Source organism: Paenarthrobacter aurescens (assembly GCF_041549525.1).
Lineage (GTDB): Bacteria > Actinomycetota > Actinomycetes > Actinomycetales > Micrococcaceae > Arthrobacter > Arthrobacter aurescens.
Genome location: NZ_CP157456.1, coordinates 183,132 through 202,865 on the forward strand (window position 1 = coordinate 183,132; position 19,734 = coordinate 202,865).

The 19,734-nt window shown below is 63.8% G+C and carries 21 protein-coding genes; 10 read left to right on the plus strand and 11 right to left on the minus strand.

Annotated features, from left to right (window positions below; translation table 11 throughout):
• From ABI796_RS00890 to ABI796_RS00920, 7 genes are all read left to right on the plus strand, one after another.
• On the plus strand, positions 1-189 hold the full coding sequence (locus tag ABI796_RS00890; RefSeq protein WP_141283335.1) for a hypothetical protein: 189 nt from the start codon (positions 1-3) through the stop codon (positions 187-189).
• 176 nt (positions 190-365) lie between these two features.
• Positions 366-1,367 carry a dihydroxyacetone kinase subunit DhaK gene (gene dhaK, locus ABI796_RS00895; protein ID WP_141283336.1) on the plus strand — a complete coding sequence of 334 codons (1,002 nt, stop codon included), beginning with the start codon at positions 366-368 and terminating at the stop codon, positions 1,365-1,367.
• 2 nt (positions 1,368-1,369) lie between these two features.
• Positions 1,370-2,032, plus strand: coding sequence for a dihydroxyacetone kinase subunit DhaL (dhaL, locus tag ABI796_RS00900; RefSeq protein WP_141283337.1), 663 nt, complete (start codon positions 1,370-1,372; stop codon positions 2,030-2,032).
• Positions 2,029-2,730, plus strand: coding sequence for a dihydroxyacetone kinase phosphoryl donor subunit DhaM (dhaM, locus tag ABI796_RS00905; RefSeq protein WP_141283338.1), 702 nt, complete (start codon positions 2,029-2,031; stop codon positions 2,728-2,730). The genes dhaL and dhaM overlap by 4 nt, the downstream gene beginning before the upstream one ends.
• Positions 2,731-2,820: 90 nt before the next feature.
• Positions 2,821-2,997 (plus strand): CsbD family protein, encoded by a 177-nt coding sequence (locus ABI796_RS00910; protein WP_035760998.1) that lies wholly within the window; start codon positions 2,821-2,823, stop codon positions 2,995-2,997.
• 119 nt (positions 2,998-3,116) lie between these two features.
• Complete coding sequence (locus ABI796_RS00915; RefSeq protein WP_141283339.1) at positions 3,117-3,377, plus strand: DUF4235 domain-containing protein; 261 nt, start codon at positions 3,117-3,119, stop codon at positions 3,375-3,377.
• A gap of 3 nt (positions 3,378-3,380) precedes the next feature.
• Positions 3,381-3,740 carry a VOC family protein gene (locus tag ABI796_RS00920; protein WP_141283340.1) on the plus strand — a complete coding sequence of 120 codons (360 nt, stop codon included), beginning with the start codon at positions 3,381-3,383 and terminating at the stop codon, positions 3,738-3,740.
• Between the two features lie 31 nt (positions 3,741-3,771).
• Here the strand turns inward: ABI796_RS00920 and ABI796_RS00925 are convergent, their stop codons facing one another.
• Positions 3,772-4,284, minus strand: coding sequence for a glyoxalase/bleomycin resistance/extradiol dioxygenase family protein (locus tag ABI796_RS00925; protein ID WP_141283341.1), 513 nt, complete (start codon positions 4,282-4,284; stop codon positions 3,772-3,774).
• A 77-nt stretch (positions 4,285-4,361) separates the two neighbouring features.
• Between ABI796_RS00925 and ABI796_RS00930 the strand changes: the two genes are divergently transcribed.
• Positions 4,362-5,168 (plus strand): helix-turn-helix transcriptional regulator, encoded by an 807-nt coding sequence (locus ABI796_RS00930; protein WP_141283342.1) that lies wholly within the window; start codon positions 4,362-4,364, stop codon positions 5,166-5,168.
• On the opposite strand, the gene ABI796_RS00935 is transcribed toward ABI796_RS00930, so the two are convergent.
• From ABI796_RS00935 to ABI796_RS00945, 3 genes are read right to left on the minus strand one after another with little or no spacing between them, the layout of a single operon-like run.
• A complete protein-coding gene (locus tag ABI796_RS00935; RefSeq protein WP_141283343.1) occupies positions 5,169-5,975 on the minus strand; it encodes an SDR family oxidoreductase in 807 nt (268 codons plus the stop codon). It abuts the gene before it with no gap.
• Positions 5,976-6,010: 35 nt separating this feature from the next.
• Complete coding sequence (locus ABI796_RS00940) at positions 6,011-6,493, minus strand: MepB family protein (protein WP_141283344.1); 483 nt, start codon at positions 6,491-6,493, stop codon at positions 6,011-6,013.
• A gap of 44 nt (positions 6,494-6,537) precedes the next feature.
• A complete protein-coding gene (locus ABI796_RS00945; RefSeq protein ID WP_141283345.1) occupies positions 6,538-7,020 on the minus strand; it encodes a hypothetical protein in 483 nt (160 codons plus the stop codon).
• 139 nt (positions 7,021-7,159) lie between these two features.
• Here ABI796_RS00945 and ABI796_RS00950 point away from each other — a divergent pair, with 139 nt between their 5' ends.
• The gene (locus tag ABI796_RS00950) at positions 7,160-7,528 is read left to right on the plus strand and encodes a type II toxin-antitoxin system death-on-curing family toxin (RefSeq protein WP_141283346.1); all 369 of its coding nucleotides are present in this window, start codon (positions 7,160-7,162) and stop codon (positions 7,526-7,528) included.
• Between the two features lie 235 nt (positions 7,529-7,763).
• Here ABI796_RS00950 and ABI796_RS00955 read toward each other — a convergent pair whose 3' ends face one another.
• Both ABI796_RS00955 and ABI796_RS00960 read right to left on the minus strand, forming a co-directional pair.
• Positions 7,764-8,714 carry an A/G-specific adenine glycosylase gene (locus tag ABI796_RS00955; RefSeq protein WP_141283347.1) on the minus strand — a complete coding sequence of 317 codons (951 nt, stop codon included), beginning with the start codon at positions 8,712-8,714 and terminating at the stop codon, positions 7,764-7,766.
• Between the two features lie 74 nt (positions 8,715-8,788).
• Positions 8,789-10,396 carry a cell wall metabolism sensor histidine kinase WalK gene (locus ABI796_RS00960; protein ID WP_141283348.1) on the minus strand — a complete coding sequence of 536 codons (1,608 nt, stop codon included), beginning with the start codon at positions 10,394-10,396 and terminating at the stop codon, positions 8,789-8,791.
• Positions 10,397-10,612: 216 nt separating this feature from the next.
• On the opposite strand from ABI796_RS00960, the gene ABI796_RS00965 reads away from it, so the two are divergent.
• Positions 10,613-11,296, plus strand: a complete 684-nt coding sequence (locus tag ABI796_RS00965; protein WP_141283349.1) for a hypothetical protein — start codon at positions 10,613-10,615, stop codon at positions 11,294-11,296.
• A 39-nt stretch (positions 11,297-11,335) separates the two neighbouring features.
• Here the strand turns inward: ABI796_RS00965 and disA are convergent, their stop codons facing one another.
• The 5 genes from disA to ABI796_RS00990 all read right to left on the minus strand — a co-directional run bounded on the left by disA (position 11,336) and on the right by ABI796_RS00990 (position 19,731).
• A complete protein-coding gene (gene disA, locus ABI796_RS00970; protein WP_024819020.1) occupies positions 11,336-12,412 on the minus strand; it encodes a DNA integrity scanning diadenylate cyclase DisA in 1,077 nt (358 codons plus the stop codon).
• 233 nt (positions 12,413-12,645) lie between these two features.
• Entirely contained in the window at positions 12,646-14,490 is a 1,845-nt protein-coding gene (gene atzF, locus ABI796_RS00975; protein ID WP_141283350.1) for an allophanate hydrolase, read from the minus strand.
• Positions 14,487-18,185 (minus strand): urea carboxylase, encoded by a 3,699-nt coding sequence (uca, locus tag ABI796_RS00980; protein ID WP_141283351.1) that lies wholly within the window; start codon positions 18,183-18,185, stop codon positions 14,487-14,489. Before uca ends, atzF begins: the two co-directional genes overlap by 4 nt.
• Positions 18,182-18,838 (minus strand): urea amidolyase associated protein UAAP2, encoded by a 657-nt coding sequence (locus ABI796_RS00985; protein ID WP_141283352.1) that lies wholly within the window; start codon positions 18,836-18,838, stop codon positions 18,182-18,184. Before ABI796_RS00985 ends, uca begins: the two co-directional genes overlap by 4 nt.
• Positions 18,835-19,731, minus strand: coding sequence for an urea amidolyase associated protein UAAP1 (locus ABI796_RS00990; RefSeq protein WP_141283353.1), 897 nt, complete (start codon positions 19,729-19,731; stop codon positions 18,835-18,837). The genes ABI796_RS00985 and ABI796_RS00990 overlap by 4 nt, the downstream gene beginning before the upstream one ends.
• Positions 19,732-19,734 lie beyond the last annotated feature (3 nt).

Consider the following 19,734-nt stretch of genomic DNA (forward strand, 5'->3'; position numbering starts at 1 on the left):
ATGGACCACAGGGTCACGTTCCCCGACTTCTCCGCATTTCAGATCGATATTCCGCACGGATCATGGCCACACGAATCCACGGGGCGGGATGCGGGTCACTCGAATCCGGATCTGTACTCGGCCTTCTGGCCGGAGTACCAGGCCAGGAACGAGCCCGAGGCGGTATTTGGTCAAGCCGCCGAGGATTAGCGGGACCGGGTAACAGCAACACCGGAAAGGGACGGTCATTGGGGGCTGTCCCTTTCTGTTGTTCAGTGAAGGGCTGACTGCGCTATTTATGCACAACCGCTCCTCAAGGCCTACCGTGCCCACAGCCGCCGGTAGTAGGGTCAGAGCACCAGCCACAGCATGCCCAGGAGCATCACATGAAAAAGCTCATTAATGATCCACGCGCAGTGGTGGACGAGTCCGTTGAAGGTTTTGGCATGGCCCATGCCGAGATCGTGGACGTCCATCCCGACCCCAAGTACGTCATCCGGAAAGGCGCGCCGGTGGCGGGCAAAGTTGCCCTTGTCTCCGGTGGAGGCAGCGGCCATGAGCCCCTGCACGCGGGCTTCGTGGGACTGGGCATGTTGGACGCAGCAGTCCCCGGCGCGGTTTTCACCTCGCCCACGCCTGACCAAATCATCCCGGCGACCGTCGCGGTGGACTCAGGCGCCGGCGTCGTGCATATCGTCAAAAACTACACCGGCGATGTTCTGAACTTCGAAACCGCCGCCGAAATGGCGCAGGCTGAAGGCGTGCGCGTCCGTTCAGTTCTGGTCAACGACGACGTCGCGGTGGAAGACTCGCTGTACACCGCCGGAAGGCGCGGGGTTGGCGGAACGGTCCTTGTGGAGAAGATCGCAGGCGCATCCGCCCAGCGCGGTGACGACCTTGACGCCGTCACGGCGATCGCCGAGCGTGTGGTGGCCAATGTGCGGACCATGGGCGTTGCCCTGTCCGGCTGCACTGTGCCGCATGCCGGTACACCGAGTTTTGAACTCGAAGAAAATGAAATCGAGATCGGCATTGGTATCCACGGCGAACCGGGCCGGCACAAGATTCCGATGGAAAACGCTGATGCCATCACGGACCGCCTCTTGGAGCCTGTGCTCGAGGACCTGGCCCTGGCTTCCGGGGACAAAGTGCTGTTATTCGTCAACGGCATGGGCGGTACCCCGCAGAGTGAGCTGTACATTGTGTACCGGCGCGCCGCGCAGGTGCTGGCCGAACGAGGTGCCACCGTGGAGCGCTCGCTGGTGGGGAATTACGTGACGTCCCTTGAGATGCAAGGCTGCTCCGTGTCCGTACTGCGCCTCGATGACGAGCTGACCAGATTGTGGGACGCTCCTGTCCACACTGCGGCCCTGCGGTGGGGAGCCTAAGCATGGGCCTGGATGTTAATTGGGCGCTGGACTGGCTGAAACTCTCCGGCAAAGCCATGGGTGAACACCGGGTGGAGCTTATTGAGCTGGACAGGGCGATCGGCGACTCTGACCACGGCGAAAACATGGATCGTGGTTTCCAGGCCGTGCTGCAGAAGATCGATGAGACCCCGCCGGAGACGCCGGGAGCCGCATTGAAGGCTGCAGCCATGGCACTGATGTCCAAGGTGGGCGGTGCCGCCGGGCCTCTTTACGGCACGGCGTATTTGCGGGCGGCGACGTCGCTGGGGGACGCCACGGATATCGATTCGGGGGCGCTGGCTGCTGCCCTTGCTGCTGCCCGCGATGGCGTGGTGGCGCGTGGAAAGGCCGAGCCCGGCGACAAAACCATGATTGATGCATGGACCCCGGCGGTGGAAGCGGCCCAACAAGCCGCTGCCGATGGCGCTGACCCGGTTGGCGTCCTGGAAGCGGCGGCTGAGGCTGCGGAAACTGGTGCTGTTGCCACCGACCCGTTGGTGGCCCGGAAAGGCCGGGCCAGCTACCTGGGGGAGCGCAGTGCAGGACATCGGGACCCGGGTGCCGCATCAACGGCGCTGCTGCTTCGCGCGGCCGCAACGGCTGCTACCGGTTCCACGAGTGACACGGGGACAGACGCCGTATGACCGTGGGGATTGTGGTGGTGTCACACAGCAGCAAGATCGCTGAGGGTGCGGTGGAACTCGCCGCGCAGATGGCCCCGGACGTGGAACTCGTGGCCGCTGGTGGAACGGACGACGAGCGGATTGGAACCAGCCTCGAGAAGGTGTTGGCCGCCGTCGAGCAGTCCCTGGTTGATTCGGGGGGCGACGGCGTGGTGGTGCTCACCGATCTGGGTTCGGCGGTGATGACGGCGGAGTCGGCAATGGAGTTTGCCAGTGATCCTGATGCTGTTCTCTTGGCCGATGCGCCGCTGGTTGAGGGGCTCGTGGCTGCCGCCGTAGCCGCCCAGGGAGGTGCCGCCGTCGGCGATGTCTGCAAGGCCGCGGAAGCGGTGGCGTTCGGAACGGTGCCCGCAGGCGTGGGTGGGCCGGAGGTCCCTGACGTCAAGGATGAGCCGGATGCAAGCGGCAATTTTGAGCTCATTAACCCGTTGGGAATGCACGCCCGGCCTGCGGCGAAAATTGCCGGGGGCCTGTCCGGTCTGGACGCGGAGGTGACCGTCAACGGTGTGGATGGCATGTCCATCATGGCGCTCATGGCGCTCATGGCGCTGGCCGCCGGCAAGGGTTCCACGCTGCGTGTTGAAGCAAACGGCAAGGATGCCCTGAAGGCCGTGCAGTACGTGGGCAGATTGGTGGAAGAAGGCTTCGGCGAACTCTAGATCCGGAGAATTTCTTCCCAAATATTGCTAAGTACACTGATTAGTGATGTTGTAGAGGTACAGGTTCACTACAAGGAAGAGGTACGAAACATGGGTGCTGACGACAAGATGGAGAACGCTGGCGAGAAGCTGGGCGGCAAGGCTAAGGAAGCTGCCGGCAAGCTGACCGATAACGAGCGCCTGGAAGCCGAAGGCAAGGGCGACCAGACCAAAGCCGACCTCAAGGGTGCAGGCGAGAAGCTCAAGGATGCCTTCAAGAAGGACTAAGAATCCAGGCAGGGCCGCTGCGATTGCAGCGGCCCTGCCTTGTTTTGAGGCAATTGTTGTTTGAGGCGATTGTTGTTTGAGGCGTCGCCCAGCGGCGCGCTATCTGATGGAGGATCTTCGTGAACATACTGGTGAAACTTTTCGGCCTGGCGGTGAGCCTTGGGGCTGGAACGCTTGCAAACAAGACGCTGGAAGGCATCTGGGAGAAGAAGACCGGTAAGCCCGCCCCCAAGGACGGCACCGACCTGAACGACTCCTTGCCCGGCGTGCTGGTCTTTGCGGTGGTGTCCGCCGGCGTCGGTGCCATAGTTCACGTCCTCACCCAGCGGGGCACCAAGAGCGCCCTGGCACGGATGAAGAAGACTGCAGACGAGGTTTAGAAAATGGCTATAGCTAAATTCCCCAGCGTTGTGATCGATTGTCCCGACGCTGCTGCCCTGGCCGCCTTCTACGGTGAACTCTTTGGTTGGGAGATCGAAGACAAAGGTGACTGGTTTGATATCCGGCCCGCCGATGGCAGCAACTGCATCTCTTTCCAGCAAGTAGAGGTCTACCAAGCGCCGGTGTGGCCAGGACAGACCCTTCCGCAGCAGATGCATCTGGACATGGTTGTTGAGGATTTGGACAAGGGTGAGGAAGTTGCGCTTTCCCTTGGCGCAACCAAGGCCGACCACCAGCCAGGTGAGACGTTCAGGGTGTTCCTGGATCCGGCCGGGCACCCGTTCTGCCTCTGCCTCAGCTAAAGCCCTGCTGGGCTTGGCCCTGCTGCCGGGGTTAGCCCTGCTGCGCCGCCCACTGGTCAACGCGGCGGTTGCTCTCCTCTTCTGAGAGGTCCTCAACGCGCGTCATGATGGACCAGCGCACACCAAAGGGATCGCGAATGCTTGCATAGCGGTCGCCCGAGACGAACGTGGACAGTGGCTCGCGGATGGTGGCCCCGGCTTGCTCAGCCTTCTTGACCAACCCGTCCGCATCCGCGCAGTAGAGGCCCAGCGAATAGCAATCGTCCTCGCCGTTGGGTGCCGGGACCAGGTGGTATTCGGGATTAGGCTCCCCAAGCTGCAGATGGCCGTTGCCGAAATCGAGTTCGGCATGGACCACAACACCGCCCATCTCGGTCTCGCCCACAACCCGGGCTCCGAACACATCGCGATAAAAAGCGATTGCTTCCTTGGCGTTGGGCACAGCAAGAAACGGCGTGAGGCTCGTCAGGCCGTTGGGGATGCCGTGGGTGGTGTGCTCGCCGTGGGCTGCTGTGATGGACTCTGGGCTTGTAATATCTGTCATGGTTATGACGCTACGGGCACCTTGCCTGGATGCGCTTGGATATTTGCGACATCTTTTGGTCCTCCAGGAAGGCTCCCATGGAAGGTTCGTTCAAGGGCATCCTCTATCCGGCGAGGCTGCCCACCTTCCACCGATTTCCCGCCCCTGCTTCCGTAGCCCACCTGGTGCAATGGTTCTGGATTCCGGAGTGGAACATCGAACCCGGCCGGTCATCGCGGCAACACGTGATCGCCTACCCAACGTCCAACCTGGTGGTGCAGGGAGACGCGGTGGAGTTCTCCGGGCCTACAACCCGGGCCGCTTACCGTGACCTTACGGGCCAAGGATGGGCTGTGGGCGCATTACTCCGGCCCGCCGCAGTGCCCCTGTTCGCCGACAACCCGGGAGCCCTCCGCGATCAGGAAGTGGTGCTTCCTTTGCCGGGGTTGCTCACTGCTGTGTCAGCAGCCATGACGGCAATTCAAGGCGGCAAGACGCACGACGACGGCGCTCGCCGCGAGCGGGCAGTGGAAGCCTTTGTTGCGTGGCTGGTTTCCCTGGAATGTGAGGTTGGCGAGGAAGCCATGCTCGCAAACCGGATGATGGACGTCATTGCTTCAGAGCGGGACGTGCTCCTTCTGGACGATGTGGCGGCCCGCCTAGCTGTGTCGCCAAGAACCCTGCAAAGACTTGCCGGTAAATACGTTGGTTTGAGTCCCTCCGCCCCCATAAGACGCCGGAGGTTGCAGGATGCTGCCGAGCTTGCCCGGTCCAATCCAACAGCGGACCTTGCCGCGATCGCCGTCGAACTTGGCTATTCAGATCATGCGCATCTGACGAATGATTTCCGGAAGTATCTGGGCTTTACTCCCAGCAACTACCGGCAGGAGGCCGGCGGCAGCTAGTCACCTGGCGTCGTCGTCGCCCGTGCCCGGTTCGCTGAGCCGCCGGCCGAAGGCGGCCCCCAAGGCGTCAGGCAGGATGTTGGAACCCAGGCCCATGGTCCGGGATTTGAGCGATCCGCCCAGGACATTGCCTTCGCCTTTCATGAGGGCTTTGAATCCCTGTTCGGCCACTTGGGCGGGATCGTCTTTCTGATCGGTGCCCACTTTGGTGTCCAACAGTTCTGCCTTCTCGAAGAAGGGAGTTTCCGTAGGGCCCGGCAGCAGGATGGTGACGCTGACGCCGGTGTCCATGAGCTCGTTGCGCAGGGACCAGGCGAAGGACTGAACGAAAGCTTTGGACGCTCCGTAAATCGCCTGGAAGGGCGCCGGCGTGCGGGCGATGATGGAGGACGTAAAGAGGATCCTCCCAGCACCGCGTGCCACCATGTCCCGGGCCACCCACTTTGCCACTGCCACCGTGGAAGTGACATTGAGATCGATGGTTCGCAACTCCTCGGAAAGATCCGTCTCAACAAAGGGCCCGCCAACTCCGATGCCCGCGTTGATGGCGACAGCTTCAAGAGGCCTGCTGAGCGCGCTGACAGCCGATTGCAAGGCGCCGGAGCCGGGCCTGGCTGCGAGGTCGATCTGCAGCGGGATGGGCGTCCCGCCGAGTCCGTCCAAGCTCCGGGCCGCTTCGCGGATGCTCTCGCCGTCAGCCACCATCACGGTGTCGAAGCCGTTCGTTAGGAATTGCCGTGCCAGCTCCAACCCGATGCCGCTGGAGGCGCCGGTTACCAAAGCAAGGGGGCGTTTACCGTCAGTCATGTTCCGGTGCCTTTCGGAATGCAGTAACGGGCAGGTTACTTAGCATTATCCGGTCTTGTGCCACCTTCAGTGAAGTAAGCACCTTGCCATTGCCGGGTCCGGGCGGCCTGCCGGCTACTGACCTCGGCCCAGGGCGGATACACCCGGAAGCCGCGCTTTCCGCCGGTACCGTCCACGGACACTATCCCGTGCTTGACCAGTGCAGTGGTTGGGAAGGCAAAGTGGCCCGTCCGGGTTCCTTCCCGGACAGCGATCACCAGCAGATCTGCGTCATCTCCTGCAGGAAACGGCTCGGTAGTCCCATCCTCAGCGCGTCGCCAGACGGCTACGAACAGGCCCACCTTGGTGGGGGTCACCTTAGCCACCCGGAACCGGAGCAGCTGCTGCCCGTTTCTGGCGACGGCTGCCCCGTAATCATGATTTTCGGCCTCGGGTACCGGCTTTGAACGGCGTCCGGAGGGCGGGACCAAGGCCTGAAATGCCTCGGCTACGTCGGGATGGATCTCAGGGGCAGGCACGCCCTCATCCTACGTCGCGGCCTCGCCCCGAAATTTCCGCAAGGCTACCGCTGCCGCAATCCTGCCGCATCCAATACCAGGCTGGCCGAGATGACCCGCCCGCATTGTTCGCCGTAGGGAAATTCGCCCTTGGGTTTGAACATCACGGTTCGCCCAGGAATCGCGAGGCCAGCGGGGGAAATTCCGGTCACGGATGCCTCAAGGGAATTTTCGCTGAGGGCCGGAAGCTCCAAGAAACCTTGGAGAGTCCCGTCCGGAGACGACGTCGCGGAGCACACGCCATCCGGCGTGCAGCCTTCATCTACAGACGTAGCCCCGGGGTTCAGCATGAGGTCTTTTTCGGTGCAGATCCCGTCCTGGCAGGCCTTCAACCGAAGCGAAGCAACCTCCGGGGCATAATCGGCCGCCACCGTCAGGGAAACGCCGGCCACATGTCCAATCGCCGGGCAAGCCACAGGCTCCGGGAAGCACCCGGGAAGCAACGCTGCGGTCCCGGCAAGGGTCAAAGCCAATCCGATCCTGCCCATGCTTCAGGGTAGGACTTTGGGCCGTAGGCGTCACCAAAATGCCGCTCCGACAACGCAAACGACGCCTGCATTGTTATGGATGCGGATACCTGTTGCTTCCGCGATACCGGGCCTTCGGAGGACCCCGGCTTGAGGATGCGTGACAGCATTCCTGGACGTTGAAGACGCCCTTCAAGTCGTTGACCGGTACGGCTTCCACATCCGCGATGTCGGCCTGCTGGCCTCGGCGCTGGCCAGGCCGGGCACAACGGTCATGGGCGCAGAAGCTTATTCAGATCTTGCTTTGAAGGCAGCCGCGCTGCTTGAATCCGTCGCCCGGTTCCATTCTCTTATCGAGGGAAACAAACGGACTGCGTGGACGCTCATGGTGCTGCTGCTTTGGGTCAACGGCTACAGGCACGACTTCGCCACAGACGAGGGCTTCGAGCTCGTCGTTGGTGTCGCCGCCGGCACCATCGAACTGCAGGATTCTGCCGCCAAGATTTCCCGGCATCTGGTGCCACGCTGATCTTGCGTCGATTCGCCACACGGGAGCGGCTAGCGAAGTCCCGCGGACAGACGGACGCTCACTCACGTGAGCAGTCCTCCTAAAGAACCTTGGGCCTCGCTCCCGTCGGCAGCGCGACCTTCGCATAACGGATGTCATGACACGAATAATGGCGCCAGCCGCGGCCGACCATCCCACCCAGGAGAGCACCGCAAATGATCAACTGTGGCCTTGGCAGGTTCGTACCCGGCAGAAGCTACGCCGGAAGCCGCAGCCCGCCGTCGTGCATTTCCGCTAAACCGTCCGTCAGCAGGCCTTCGAGGGCCCGCTCGAGTTGTTCGGGCGCCGAGTTAAGCCGGTGCAGTGCGGCGAGGGGAATTCCGACGCCGGACGGTGCGAACCCGAGGTCCGCCGGCGCTTGCTCGAACATCTCGCGGGGGACAGGGGTGGCAGCTTCGCGGAGGACTGCCATCACTGCGCCGCGAACCTGGCGGTCGGTGCCGTGCCATGACTGGCCCTTAGGGGTGTACGACGGCGGCGGCTCACCAGCCGCGAGCCAGGCGCAGCTTGAGCGGACGGGGCAGTCAGCGCACTTGGGGCGGCGGGCCGTGCACACCATGGCGCCAAGTTCCATGACGGACGCGTTCCAGCGGACTGAGAGGTCCTGCTCGGGAGGCAGAAGCGCCTCGGCCAAGCGCATCTCCGCGGCGGTCAACGCAGGAGCAGGGAGCGCGCTGCCGGAGATGAGCCGCGCGTGGACGCGCCGGATGTTGGTGTCCACCACGGTTTCGCGGCGGCCAAAAGCAAAAGCTGCGACGGCGGCGGCTGTGTAGCTGCCGACGCCCGGCAAACCGAGGAGTTCGCCGTAGGTGTCCGGGACGTTGCCGCCGTGCTGCTCACGGATGGCGACGGCGGCCGCGTGGAGCCGCAGTGCCCGGCGTGGATAGCCGAGTCGGCCCCAATGGCGGACGGCTGCGCCCGATGGTTCATCGGCAAGGTGGGAGGGCGTGGGCCAGCGTTCCATCCAGTCGAGCCACACCGGCAGGACTCGAACAACGGGTGTTTGCTGAAGCATTACTTCGCTGACCAGGATGCCCCACGGGCTGCAATCGGGCTCGCGCCACGGAAGGTCGCGTGCAGTCTCGGCGAACCACTGGTCAAGGGCTTCATGGAGGCCTGCCAGCTGGCCTGAATCGGGGAGTGTCATGCTGGAATCCACTGTAGTGGATTCCAGCCCGGGAGGAATCGCCCAGCAGGACCACCGGATGTGGTCCCGGCCAGCTAACGGGAAACGTTCACGGTAACCGTGGTGCCCTTCCCCGGGCTGCTCACAAGGTCTATCTGTCCGCCATGCGCCTCAACGATCGCTTTGCTGATGGACAGCCCCAAGCCGGCACCCGGGATGGCGGTCTTCATGGCGTGGTCGGATCGGAAGAACTTCGTAAACGCCTGCTCCTGTTCTTCCGTAGTCATGCCAATGCCCTGATCGCTGATGGAACAGATGAATCCGCCCTCCTGTTTTCTCAGTGCAACGGTGACTTCACTGCCCCGGGGCGAGAACTTGATGGCGTTGGAGAGCAGCTGATCAACGGCCCGGGTGAACTGGCCCGCATCCACCTCTGCCTCAATCCCGGCTTCGATCCGGTCATTGATGACGATCCCTTTGGCAACCGCCTCCTGCTCGGCAATTCGGGTGGCTTTATCCAGCAGATGGGAGAGGTTGGCCGGTTTCCGCCTTATCTCAAGGTCCTCGGAGGCCACCAGCAAAAGATCGTTGATCAGGGTCAGCAACCGGTGCGCGTTACGCTCTATCACCTTCAAGAACGCCGGATTCGGTTCGTCGCCCATGAGCTGCAGGTAGCCGAGCATGGAGGTTAACGGGGTTCGAAGCTCGTGCGAGACGGTGGCCACGAACTTGTCCTTCGCTTCGAGCGCGGTAACCAACGCAGTGACGTCCGTGAAGGCCAGCACTGACCCTTTTGCCCGGCCGGCGTCGTCGTGAAATTGCCTGGCAGCGACCGAGAAAATCATCGGCCGTTCCTCACTGCCCACGCGTATCAGTTTGTTGGTAAAGCTGCGCCCGGACATGGCAAGTACTGCCGGGCTCTCGGCAAGCTCGGTTACGTCGTGGGCTTCGGCTGCGAAGAACGGATTGTTGCCGGGCAGCTGTTGGGCGGCTTTCCTGTCCGTTCGGAAACGGTGGTTGGTCAAAATGTCATCACCGGCGGCGTCCATTGCCCACACGCCCACGTTCACCGTTTCCAGCACGGCGTCCAAAAGCTGTTGATGGTCCTGGGTGGCCTTGTGCAGGCGTACGAGCTCCCTGTCTTTCTCTCTTTGAACGTCTCTGTGCCTGACCACCACACCTGCCACCAGATGGGCGGTCAGGGCAAAACCGGCCAGGATGACAGGAACAACAATCATCCGAATGAGCTCAGCTTGCGCCACCTCGTGCCCCAAGAGGTAGGGGGATGCGATGATCCCGCCGAGAGGGCCCAGGATAGCCAAAACCAAGCGTGTGGCACTAGCGCTTACGGCGAGCCAGATCACCGGGAAAACCATCAGAAGCGTGACAACGCTCAGGACGGGACCGCCGAGTTCCCGGGTAAGTCCAAGGACAAAGAAGTCCGTCATGGGAATGAGCACAAAGCTCCAGGGAGGAAGCCTGTTCCACGGCAAAGCGGCGCAGGCTGCAAACATCAGCACGTGAACCACCAGCATCAGCTGGAAGGCTGTGTCGGCCATCGTTTCGGGGCTGAAGAGGACAACAAAAAGGATGATCAAACCCATGGCCAACGTCAGGGGCAGCTGGCACACAACAATGGCTTTGCGTCTGCCGATGTTGCCGAAGAAATCATCCAATGGCATGAAAACGGATGTGTCCTGCATGATCGCCAGCCCTCTCCCCGGAAGCCGCCAAATGACAGGCTTGATGCCATTAGCCACAGCATACTCACCAGACCCTGCTGCGGCGGGGTTTGGCGCCACTTACAGGACCCCCGGTCCGCACATCCCGCGCGCATGTCCGACGTCACACAGGCCGGGATGTGGCACTTGCGGCGTGGAGGTTAGGTACCCATGCAGCCGCGAGCCTAGCCTAGAACCATGGCCAACAAGGGTAAGCAACAGTCCAGCGGGCGCCCATCAGCGCCGGCGAAGGGTGCTGCCCCCGTCAAAAGGCGACGGCCGAGCCCGGCCGTGTACCGCCGTCGTCGGCAAGTTGTCTTCGGCGCTCTGCTGCTGGTGATCGCCCTGATCGTGGCAGGCGTGGTGGGGCTCAGCGGCGCGCTGGGCGGGAACCCCGAACCACAGGCCGTCAGCACGGCCGATGCCTCAACGGCGCCCACACCCGGGACTACCCCCACAGGATCAGCGGCACCGTCGCCGTCGGCCTCGCCCGTGTGCGACCTCAACCTGATGACCGTGGCCGCCAAAACCGACAAACCGGCCTACGGCCCCGAGGAAAAGCCGCTGCTGACCATGACCATCACCAACGGCGGCACAGCCCCGTGTGAAGTCAACGTGGGCACCTCCCAGATGGAATACCTGCTGATGAGCGGCTCGGACCGGATCTTTTCCTCAAAGGACTGCCAGGCAGGCGGCGAGGACCTCATCAAGACCATCCAGCCGGGCAAGAGCGAAACCGCAAACTTTCCGTGGCAGCGCAACCGGACGTTGGAAGGCTGCGCCAGCATTGCCGCCACGCCGGGCGCCGGTGGCGCTTACTACACGTTCGAGGCACGCCTGGGAAACAAGGCAAGCCCCAAGGTCGCCTTCCAGCTGAACTAGCGTTTCCGTTGAGTTGAGGCCCGACGGCGGCGCTCGCCTTTAGAGGAAACGGTCCAGCAGGCTCGCCTCAGCCATGCGGCTCAAGCCCTCGCGGACTGTGCGGGCCCGCTGATCGCCGATTCCGTCCACGGTCATGAGGTCATCAATGGTGGCCGCCATGAGGTTCTGGAGCCCGCCGAAGTAGTCCACCAAACGGTCCGCCACAGCCTTCGGCACCGACTTCAGGCCGGACAGTAGACGGTAACCACGCGGCTGAACCACTGCGTCTAGCTGCTCAACCCCACCGGCGAAGCCAATGATGTGGGCAATGCGGCTGAGGTCGATCAGTTCCGTGGGACCCAGATTGAGGAGTGCTTGGACGGCTTCCTCGATTTCCTCGGGCGTAGCGTCCGGATCGGAGTAGTCGCGGATGATCACGTCGCTGCCCGGTCCGCGGCCCATGGTGAGTTCCTCTACCTGCAGGGACAGCAGCCGGCCGTCTTCACCGAGTTCCAGCACGTACTGGGCGATTTCCTCGGAGATGCGGCGAACCATTTCCTGGCGCTGCAGCGTGACGGCAACGTCCCTGACCGTGACCAGCGCCTCGATCTCCAGGGCCGAAAGAGAGCTGGTGACCTGGTCCAGGCGGGCGCTGTACCGCTCCAAGGTTGCCAAGGCCTGGTTGGCGCGGGCAAGGACCTTTTCGGAGCCTTCCAGGACGTGGCGCAAACCGTTTACGTAGAGGGCGATGATTTGCATCGATTGGCTGACGGAAATAACGGGAACACCGGTCTGGATGGCCACGCGCTCTGCCGTGCGGTGCCTGGTGCCTGACTCCTGGGTTTCGATGCTCGAATCGGGCACCAACTGGACTGCGGCCCGGACAATGTTGCTGGCATCCTTGTCGCAGATGATGGCGCCGTCCATCTTGGCCAATTCGCGGAGACGCGTTGGCGAGAAATCGATGCCGATGTCGAACCCGCCCGAACAGATGGAGTCGATGGTGCGGTCGTAGCCCAGCACGATCAGCGCGCCGGTGCGTCCCCGGAGAATGCGTTCCAGGCCGTCACGCAAAGGAGTTCCGGGTGCGACTCTGGCAAGGGTCGCCTTGAGCGACTCTTCCGGGCTCCGGGCCATAGGGTTTCCCTTCGAAGGTGCAAGCCATGGCTCACAGACAAGCTGAATCCGGCGTCAGTGCGCTTAACAAAAATGCCCACATGACGACAAGCTCAATGATAGGGCTTCCAGGCGCCGTTAACCGCACCAGCAAGCCCCAAAGTGGGTCATTTCGTGATGTTCAGCGATGCCTTGAAAGTGCTTTGGCGGCCGTTTGTTGGAAACCCTATTTCCATCAACCGGCCGCCATGCCGCTAGCGCTGGCCGCGGCTAAGACCTGTCAGCAAGGCGTTGCGGGTTTCCTGCCACAGCCCTTGGATGCCTGGTGCAGCCGCGTTTTCTTCCAGATATTTAATCCAATCGCCGTACTCGCTAATGTCCCGCGCGCCTTCGGCCGCCACGGAATCGCAAGCGAATCCCACTGCCGTGCTCCCATCATCCAATGTGATGGACCCCAGCAACATTGGTTCGGGCAACCCGGCCAGGAACGATCCCAGACCGGCCTCGGAAAGCAACCACCGCTCGGCCACCAAGGCGGTTCCCTGGTCAGAGCGAACCACGCCGGGCTTGGGCGGTGTGGTTTCCAGGGCCACCATTCGGTACCGGGCCGCAGTAACCACCCGGCCGTCCCAGAACGCTCCACGCCGCTCGAGTTCCGCAGCCAAGGGCTGGCCCTTCCGGTGGGCACCCACCACAACCAAGGGAACGACGGCGGCGCCCGCGGCAACCGGCCAGGGAACCACTGGCGCGGCAGACCGGGGGGCGGCAGCGCCGGCAGCGAACAGTCCCGGCTTCTCAGGGGTGAGTTCGATTCGCCCGGCAATGTCCGCGGCCACGCCGTCCTCGAACGCTCCGGCGATGACCGTCAGGCCGAACTGCGAGACGCCGCCCTCGTCCGTGACCGTACCTGCCGGCACCGCAACGGCACTGAGATCAAACAGGTTGCAGAAATTGGTGTACGTACCCATCCGGGAATTGACTCCCACGGGATCGGCCGCAACCTCGGCCAGCGTCGGATGAAAAGGAGCTGTTGGCACAACCAGGGCATCGAAGCCCTCCAATCGTTGCATCGCTTCAGTTCTGAGCTGTTCCAAGGTAGCGGTGTCCGTCACGTACCGGTGCGCGGGAACCTTACCCGCAGCGCTGATGATCCCCGCCACTGTGGGGTCGAGCGTGGCGGCAACCCCCTCCGACGCCACCGAGTCAATGAAGCTGCCGACGGCGGCATAGCGTTCGGCCACCAATCCGCCGTCGTACAGCAGCCTTGCTGCCTCGAGGAAAACGTCCAGTTCGATGGGTTCGGCCACCACCCCGGTGGAGCGCAGACGCTCTATTTGTGCCTCGAACTCGAGCACCCACGCCTCCGGAAGCGCAGGCAGGGCAGCGGGATAGGCCACTCGCGGCGAGGGCGGCGCAGCAAGCTTGACGTCCGCGGGCCAGGCGAGGCCCTTCCCGGCCATGATGCCCATGGCGAGCTCGGCAGTGGCGAGGTGGCGGGCGAAGATCGTGGCGGTATCCCAGGAACGGCACGCAGGAACCACGCCTTCGGTGGACACCACGCCGAGGGTCGGTTTGATCCCCACAATCCCTTGCAGAGCGGCGGGAATCCGTCCCGAACCCGCCGTGTCCGTCCCGATGGCAATGTCCACGAGGCCAAGTGCCACTGCTACTGCAGAACCTGAACTTGAGCCGCCGGAAATCCGGTCAGGTCGCCGTGAATCGCGCACAGCCCCATAGGGGCTGCGGGTACCCACCAGTCCCGTGGCGAACTGGTCCAGGTTGGTGGCCCCCAACACTAAGGCGCCCGCGGCGCGAAGCCGCGCGACCGGCACCGCATCCCCGGCGGGCGCTTCACCAAATCCGGGGCACGCCGCCGTCGTGATCAAACCGGCAACATGCACGTTGTTCTTCACGGCGAGCAGGAGCCCGGCAAGCGGCAGGTCCTCCCCGGCGGCCGCAGCGGCGTCGATCCGCGCCGCCTCTGCCAGCAGTTCATCCCGCCCCCGCAGGTGGATCCAGATTTCAGGACGGTCGACGGCGTCAATCGCCTCAAGTGCCGCAAGGACGCGTTCCGCTGTGGTTCCCCGGGAGGTGGTCATGATGCGCTTCCTTCCAGCACGAGTGCGCGTTCCCGAATGTCCACAGGCTCAAGCACCACCAGAGCCTCGCCTGCTACCACCTGCGCGCCGGCCGTGGGCAGGACTTGTTGGACCACACCATCCACCGGAGCTTGGATGACCGTCTCCATCTTCATGGCCTCCAGGGAAACCAACGACTGGCCGGCCGTCACCACGTCGCCAGGTTCCACGTCCACTTTCCACACACTTGCGGCGAACGGGGACGTGACCAAGGTGCCGCCGTCGGGAATCACCACGTCGTCCACCGGCGGGGCCAAGGAAACAGCCTGCTCTGCGCGATCGAACTCGCCGGCTTCCTCCCACGCCTGACGTTCAACGGCGAAGGCGGCTGACTGGGTTTCACGGAACTCCGCAATGGAGACGCTGTTGCGTTCCAGGAAGTCTTCATGCTCGGCCAGCGAGAAAGTCCCTTCCGTGATCTCCACACCCCGGCCCCTGCCGGCAGCCATGTCCGCCCGGAGATCCAACAGTTCCTCAGGGCTGACGGGGTACCAGGAAATACGGTCGAAGAACCGGAGCAGCCACGGGGAACCCGGCTCAAAGGGTGCGGCATCCGCGTAGCGCGACCATACTTGCGTGGTCCGCCCAACAAACTGGTAACCGCCGGGACCTTCCATGCCGTAAATGCACATGTAGGCACCGCCGATGCCTACGGCGTTCTCCGGGGTCCACGTGCGGGCGGGGTTGTACTTGGTGGTGACCAGCCGGTGCCGGGGATCCAAGGGCGTGGCCACCGGCGCTCCGAGGTACACATCGCCCAGCCCCAGCACCAGGTACTCGGCGTTGAAGACGGTATCGAAGACGTCGTTGACGGAGTCCAAGCCGTTGATGCGGCGGATGAACTCGATGTTCCACGGGCACCACGGTGCGTCGTCACGGACACCGGCCATGTAGCGCTCGATTGCTTCGCGGGTAGCGGGGTCGTCCCAGGACAAGGGGAGGCGGACATTGCGGCTGGGCACCACCAGCTCCGAGCTTGCAGGAAGCGAAGCGTCCACCTCCCGCACCAGGCCCAACAGCGTGGAAGTGGGTAGGACCGACGGATCAGCCTTAATCTGCAAGGAACGGATGCCCGGGGTCAGATCCACGATTCCCCGGACCCTAAGACGTTCGAGTTCCTGGTGCAGGGCATGGACGCGTGCCCGCAGGCCGAGGTCGAGCACCATGTCCCCGTACTCCACCAGAAGGTTGTCATCACCGGAACGACGGAAGGTGACTGCAGGCCGTCCGTCGCCTTCCGGCACCCGGCCCAGCACGCCGTCGTCGCCGTCCCCGCGCAGCAGCCCGGTGGTGCCGGAAGCTGTGCCAGACACCGTGCCGGCGCTGAAGCCCGCATCGCCCGGCAGTATCAGCTGCCTCGCGGCGCCGAGTTCCTTTAAGGAAGGTGCCTCAACCGAGCGGATCGGCACGAAGCGGACCTTGTCCCCAGGACGGAGTTGCCCCAGCTTCCAGCGCTCGCCGGTCACAACGGTAACGGGGCAGACGAAGCCACCCAGGCTGGGACCATCCGGGCCCAGCAGAATGGGGGTATCGCCGGTGAAGTCCAAGGCGCCCACCGAGTAGGCGGTGTCGTGAATGTTGGAAGGGTGTAGTCCGGCCTCGCCGCCATCAGTGCGGGCCCACCGCGGCTTGGGCCCGATCAGGCGGACGCCCGTGCGGGCGGAGTTGAAGTGGACCTCGTACTCGGCGGCATAGAGTTCCTCAATGTCTTCGCGCTGGAAGAATTCCGGGGCGCCATGCGGTCCTTCCACCACTTTCAGCTCCCATTGCGACGTAAGCGCCGGGCGGCTCTCCGCGGGAACCGGGCCGGGGACTGTTTCAGGCAGGTGCCCGGTGACCGTGCGGAGCACATCGCTGGCGCGCAGCACACGGCCGCCGTGGCCGCCGAACTGGCCCAACGTGAACGTGGAAGCACTCCCGAGGTATTGGGGAACGTCCAGCCCGCCTTCAAAGAGGACGTAGCCCCTCAGCCCGGATCCGTCCGCGGAGCCCACATCCAGAAGGCCGCCTTCAGGGACGGTGATGGGCTCCCAAGTGGCGGCCGCGTTGCCATTGACCGTCACGGTAACGTCGGCGCCGGTGACGCACACCGTGGTGGCGTGAGTGAAGCGGAGCGCCGGCCCGGCCATGGTGAATTCCAGCCCGGGTGCGCCCTCCGGGTTACCCAGTGCGACGTTGCCCAGCCGGAACGACAAATCATCCATGGGACCACTGGGCGGAACGCCGATCTGCCACAGCCCGGTCCTGCCCGGCCAGTCCTGCACGCTGGTTTGGAGGCCGGGCCGTTCAACGGTGATCCGGGGCTCAGGATCGCCCACGGTGTTCAGGGTTCCAGTGGAATGTTCTGCTGCGCGGACTACTTCCATCCCCGCCACGGTACGCAGCATGCCCAAATTCGTTTCGATACCGTCGATCCGGGTCTCTGCCAGCGCAGCGGCCAGGGCGTCGAAGGCAGCGTCGCGGTTGGTACCGGACGTGATGACCTTGCCCAGCAGGGGATCGTAGCTGGTGGAGACTTCGCTGCCGGTCTCCACCCAGGCGTCAATGCGTACGACGTCGGAGGCCGGGTACTGCGCGTTGGTGACGGTTCCGGCGCTGGGTTGGAAATTCCGGGCGGGGTCTTCTGCGTAGATGCGGGCTTCCACGGCATGTCCTGAGACGGGCACGCTGTCCGGCACGCCCTGAAGCACGGGCTCCTGCTGGGCCAGATTCAGCATCCACTCCACCAAGTCCACTCCGGTGATGGCTTCGGTGACGGGGTGCTCAACCTGCAGCCGGGCGTTGACTTCCAGGAAGGATGCCTCTTGGCGGACGGGATCGTAGACGAACTCCACTGTGCCCGCAGAGCGGTAGCCCACGGAGGCGCAGAGCGCACGGGAGCTTCGGTGCAGTTCCTCCCGCAAAGCCTCCGGCAGATCCGGCGCGGGCGCCTCTTCGAGTACTTTCTGGTGGCGGCGCTGCAGTGAGCAGTCGCGATCACCGAGACTCACTACGCGGCCCTCACCGTCGCCGAACACCTGGACTTCCACGTGGCGGGCATGTTCGATGTAGCGTTCAGCGAAGACTCCGGCGGTTCCGAAGCTGGAGCTGGCTAAACGGGCCACCCGGGAGTAGTTGTCGCGGAGTTCGGCTTCTTCCCGGCAAACTGCCATGCCGATGCCGCCGCCCCCGCCGGTTGCCTTGAGCATGAGCGGGTAGCCGATGGTGGCCGCTGCTGCCACGGCCTGGTCCGCGTCGTCAAGCAGGCCGGAACCCGCGATCATGGGAACTCCGGCGCGTTGAGCGGCATCCCTTGCCGTGTGTTTGGTCCCGAAGATCCGGAGCTGTTCAGGGGTAGGCCCAACAAAGACGAGCCCTGCCGCCTCCACTGCTTCCGCGAACGCAGCGTCCTCGGACAGGAACCCGTAGCCGGGGTGAATGGCGCCGGCCCCGGTGGCCGCCGCCGCGCTAAGGATGGCCTCAACTTTGAGATAGGACTCCTTGGCGGGTGCGGGTCCCAACAGGACGGCCTCGTCTGCGAGCTTCACGTGCTTGGCGCCGCGGTCTGCTTCGGAGAAAACGGCGACGGTGCGCAGCCCGGCTTTCCGGGCGGATTCGATGATCCGGCAGGCGATCTCGCCGCGGTTGGCGATGAGAAGGGTGTGGAAACGGTTCATGCGCGGGCCTCCGGACGTGTGACGATCATGCGCACCGGCGTGGGGTTGAAGCCGTTGCAAGGGTTGTTGATTTGAGGGCAATTGGAGACCAGCACCAGGGTGTCCATCTCGGCGCGGAGGGCCACCCGTTTGCCGGGGGCGGACAGCCCGTCCACGATGCCCAAGGCGCCATCCGGGTCCACCGGCACGTTCATGAACCAGTTGATGTTGGACACCAGGTCTTTCTTGCCCAGGTCCCACTTGGCGCCTTCAATGAGGAAGTTCTCCACGCAGGCGTGCTGTTCATGGGTGTGCTGGCCGTAGCGGAGGGTGTTGGATTCCTGTGAGCAGGCGCCTCCGATGGTGTCGTGGACGCCAACCTCGTCCGCCACCACGGTCATGAGTGCCTGGCCGCTGTCTGCGCGCAGGACTGAGCCGGTGGTGAGGAAGATGTTGCCTTGGGTCGCGATAGTCACGGCGGCCGAGTAGCGGGTGCTGGTGTCTTGGGCCGCGTAGAGAATGCAGTCCACGGCCTGGTTACCGTTCAGGTCCACAATGGTGAGTACGTCTCCGGCCTCAACCACGGCGGACCACGGGCCGCGGGCTTCCACCAGTTCGTCCAGGACCACTTTCCCGGCGACCAGCGCGGGGCCGATATCTGCGATGGTGTTCATGCGGAAGTCCTTGCGTTGTAGTCGAGTTCTGTGTTGTTGAGGGCCAGTCGCCCTTCCGGGCCCAGATCAACAGTGGAGGTTCCGTCCACCAGGGCTGCGAGGTCCTGCGGAGCCCGCCACGCGACGATGTCCACGGCGCTGCCGGTGAACTCCGGACGCGGGTCCAGCGGGTGGGCTGTATTGGCCAGTAAAAGCACCGCGTCCATGTGGAGGAGAAGTTCGACGGCGGCCCCGGCGCCGGCGCTGCCGGCGAATTGGATGCTGCCGTCCCGTTCCACGGTGACGCCTTTGAAGAAGGACACCGACGGCGGTAGTTGCCTTTGGCTGACCCCGTGCTTCATGCCGCCGAGGGTGAGAAGTTCGCGGCCTGCCGGTGACGGGCTATGGGCTGATCCGGAACCGTACTTGGCAGTGTTACCGGCCAGGTTGGTGGTGCCGGTGAGGGCATCGTGCTTACCGGAAGAGTCGGCCACCACGGTTGCCATGAGGCGTCCGGCGTCGGAAAGAAGGGGGTGGCCTGTGGTCATGTAGGCCTGCCAGGGGACTTTGACAGTGTCCGCGACGTTGAGCCGCTCATGCTGGGCTCCACTTCGGATGATGACAGCGTGAACGCAAGCATCGCCGTCGAAGTCGGTGATCCTCAGGCGCGTCCCGCGGGCCAGCTCCAGATGGGTGTAGCGGCCGAAGGCCAGTGTCTCGGCCCAGATGAGGGAATCCTGTGCTTCTGCTGGGAGGTTCCGGGTCAACCGTGCCGGCGCCGTAGCAGGGGGGACGTGGATCATGGTCTCGGCTGTACGCCCGTGCTGGGCCCGTGCGTGCAGTTTGGCGCCGGCCGTCGTGGCGGTCCCGTTTTCCGGGGCCTGTGTTTCAAGAGTCTGTGTCATGGCAATCATTTC

Excerpts from the sequence above, each read along its gene's own strand:
- ABI796_RS00890 (WP_141283335.1), top strand. The coding sequence starts at position 1 with ATGGACCACAGGGTCACGTTCCCCGACTTCTCCGCATTTCAGATCGAT.
- dhaK (WP_141283336.1), top strand. The coding sequence starts at position 366 with ATGAAAAAGCTCATTAATGATCCACGCGCAGTGGTGGACGAGTCCGTT.
- dhaL (WP_141283337.1), top strand. The coding sequence starts at position 1,370 with ATGGGCCTGGATGTTAATTGGGCGCTGGACTGGCTGAAACTCTCCGGC.
- dhaM (WP_141283338.1), top strand. The coding sequence starts at position 2,029 with ATGACCGTGGGGATTGTGGTGGTGTCACACAGCAGCAAGATCGCTGAG.
- ABI796_RS00910 (WP_035760998.1), top strand. The coding sequence starts at position 2,821 with ATGGGTGCTGACGACAAGATGGAGAACGCTGGCGAGAAGCTGGGCGGC.
- ABI796_RS00920 (WP_141283340.1), top strand. The coding sequence starts at position 3,381 with ATGGCTATAGCTAAATTCCCCAGCGTTGTGATCGATTGTCCCGACGCT.
- ABI796_RS00925 (WP_141283341.1), bottom strand. The coding sequence starts at position 4,284 with ATGACAGATATTACAAGCCCAGAGTCCATCACAGCAGCCCACGGCGAG.
- ABI796_RS00930 (WP_141283342.1), top strand. The coding sequence starts at position 4,362 with ATGGAAGGTTCGTTCAAGGGCATCCTCTATCCGGCGAGGCTGCCCACC.
- ABI796_RS00935 (WP_141283343.1), bottom strand. The coding sequence starts at position 5,975 with ATGACTGACGGTAAACGCCCCCTTGCTTTGGTAACCGGCGCCTCCAGC.
- ABI796_RS00945 (WP_141283345.1), bottom strand. The coding sequence starts at position 7,020 with ATGGGCAGGATCGGATTGGCTTTGACCCTTGCCGGGACCGCAGCGTTG.
- ABI796_RS00955 (WP_141283347.1), bottom strand. The coding sequence starts at position 8,714 with ATGACACTCCCCGATTCAGGCCAGCTGGCAGGCCTCCATGAAGCCCTT.
- ABI796_RS00960 (WP_141283348.1), bottom strand. The coding sequence starts at position 10,396 with ATGCAGGACACATCCGTTTTCATGCCATTGGATGATTTCTTCGGCAAC.
- ABI796_RS00965 (WP_141283349.1), top strand. The coding sequence starts at position 10,613 with ATGGCCAACAAGGGTAAGCAACAGTCCAGCGGGCGCCCATCAGCGCCG.
- disA (WP_024819020.1), bottom strand. The coding sequence starts at position 12,412 with ATGGCCCGGAGCCCGGAAGAGTCGCTCAAGGCGACCCTTGCCAGAGTC.
- atzF (WP_141283350.1), bottom strand. The coding sequence starts at position 14,490 with ATGACCACCTCCCGGGGAACCACAGCGGAACGCGTCCTTGCGGCACTT.
- uca (WP_141283351.1), bottom strand. The coding sequence starts at position 18,185 with ATGAACCGTTTCCACACCCTTCTCATCGCCAACCGCGGCGAGATCGCC.
- ABI796_RS00985 (WP_141283352.1), bottom strand. The coding sequence starts at position 18,838 with ATGAACACCATCGCAGATATCGGCCCCGCGCTGGTCGCCGGGAAAGTG.
- ABI796_RS00990 (WP_141283353.1), bottom strand. The coding sequence starts at position 19,731 with ATGATTGCCATGACACAGACTCTTGAAACACAGGCCCCGGAAAACGGG.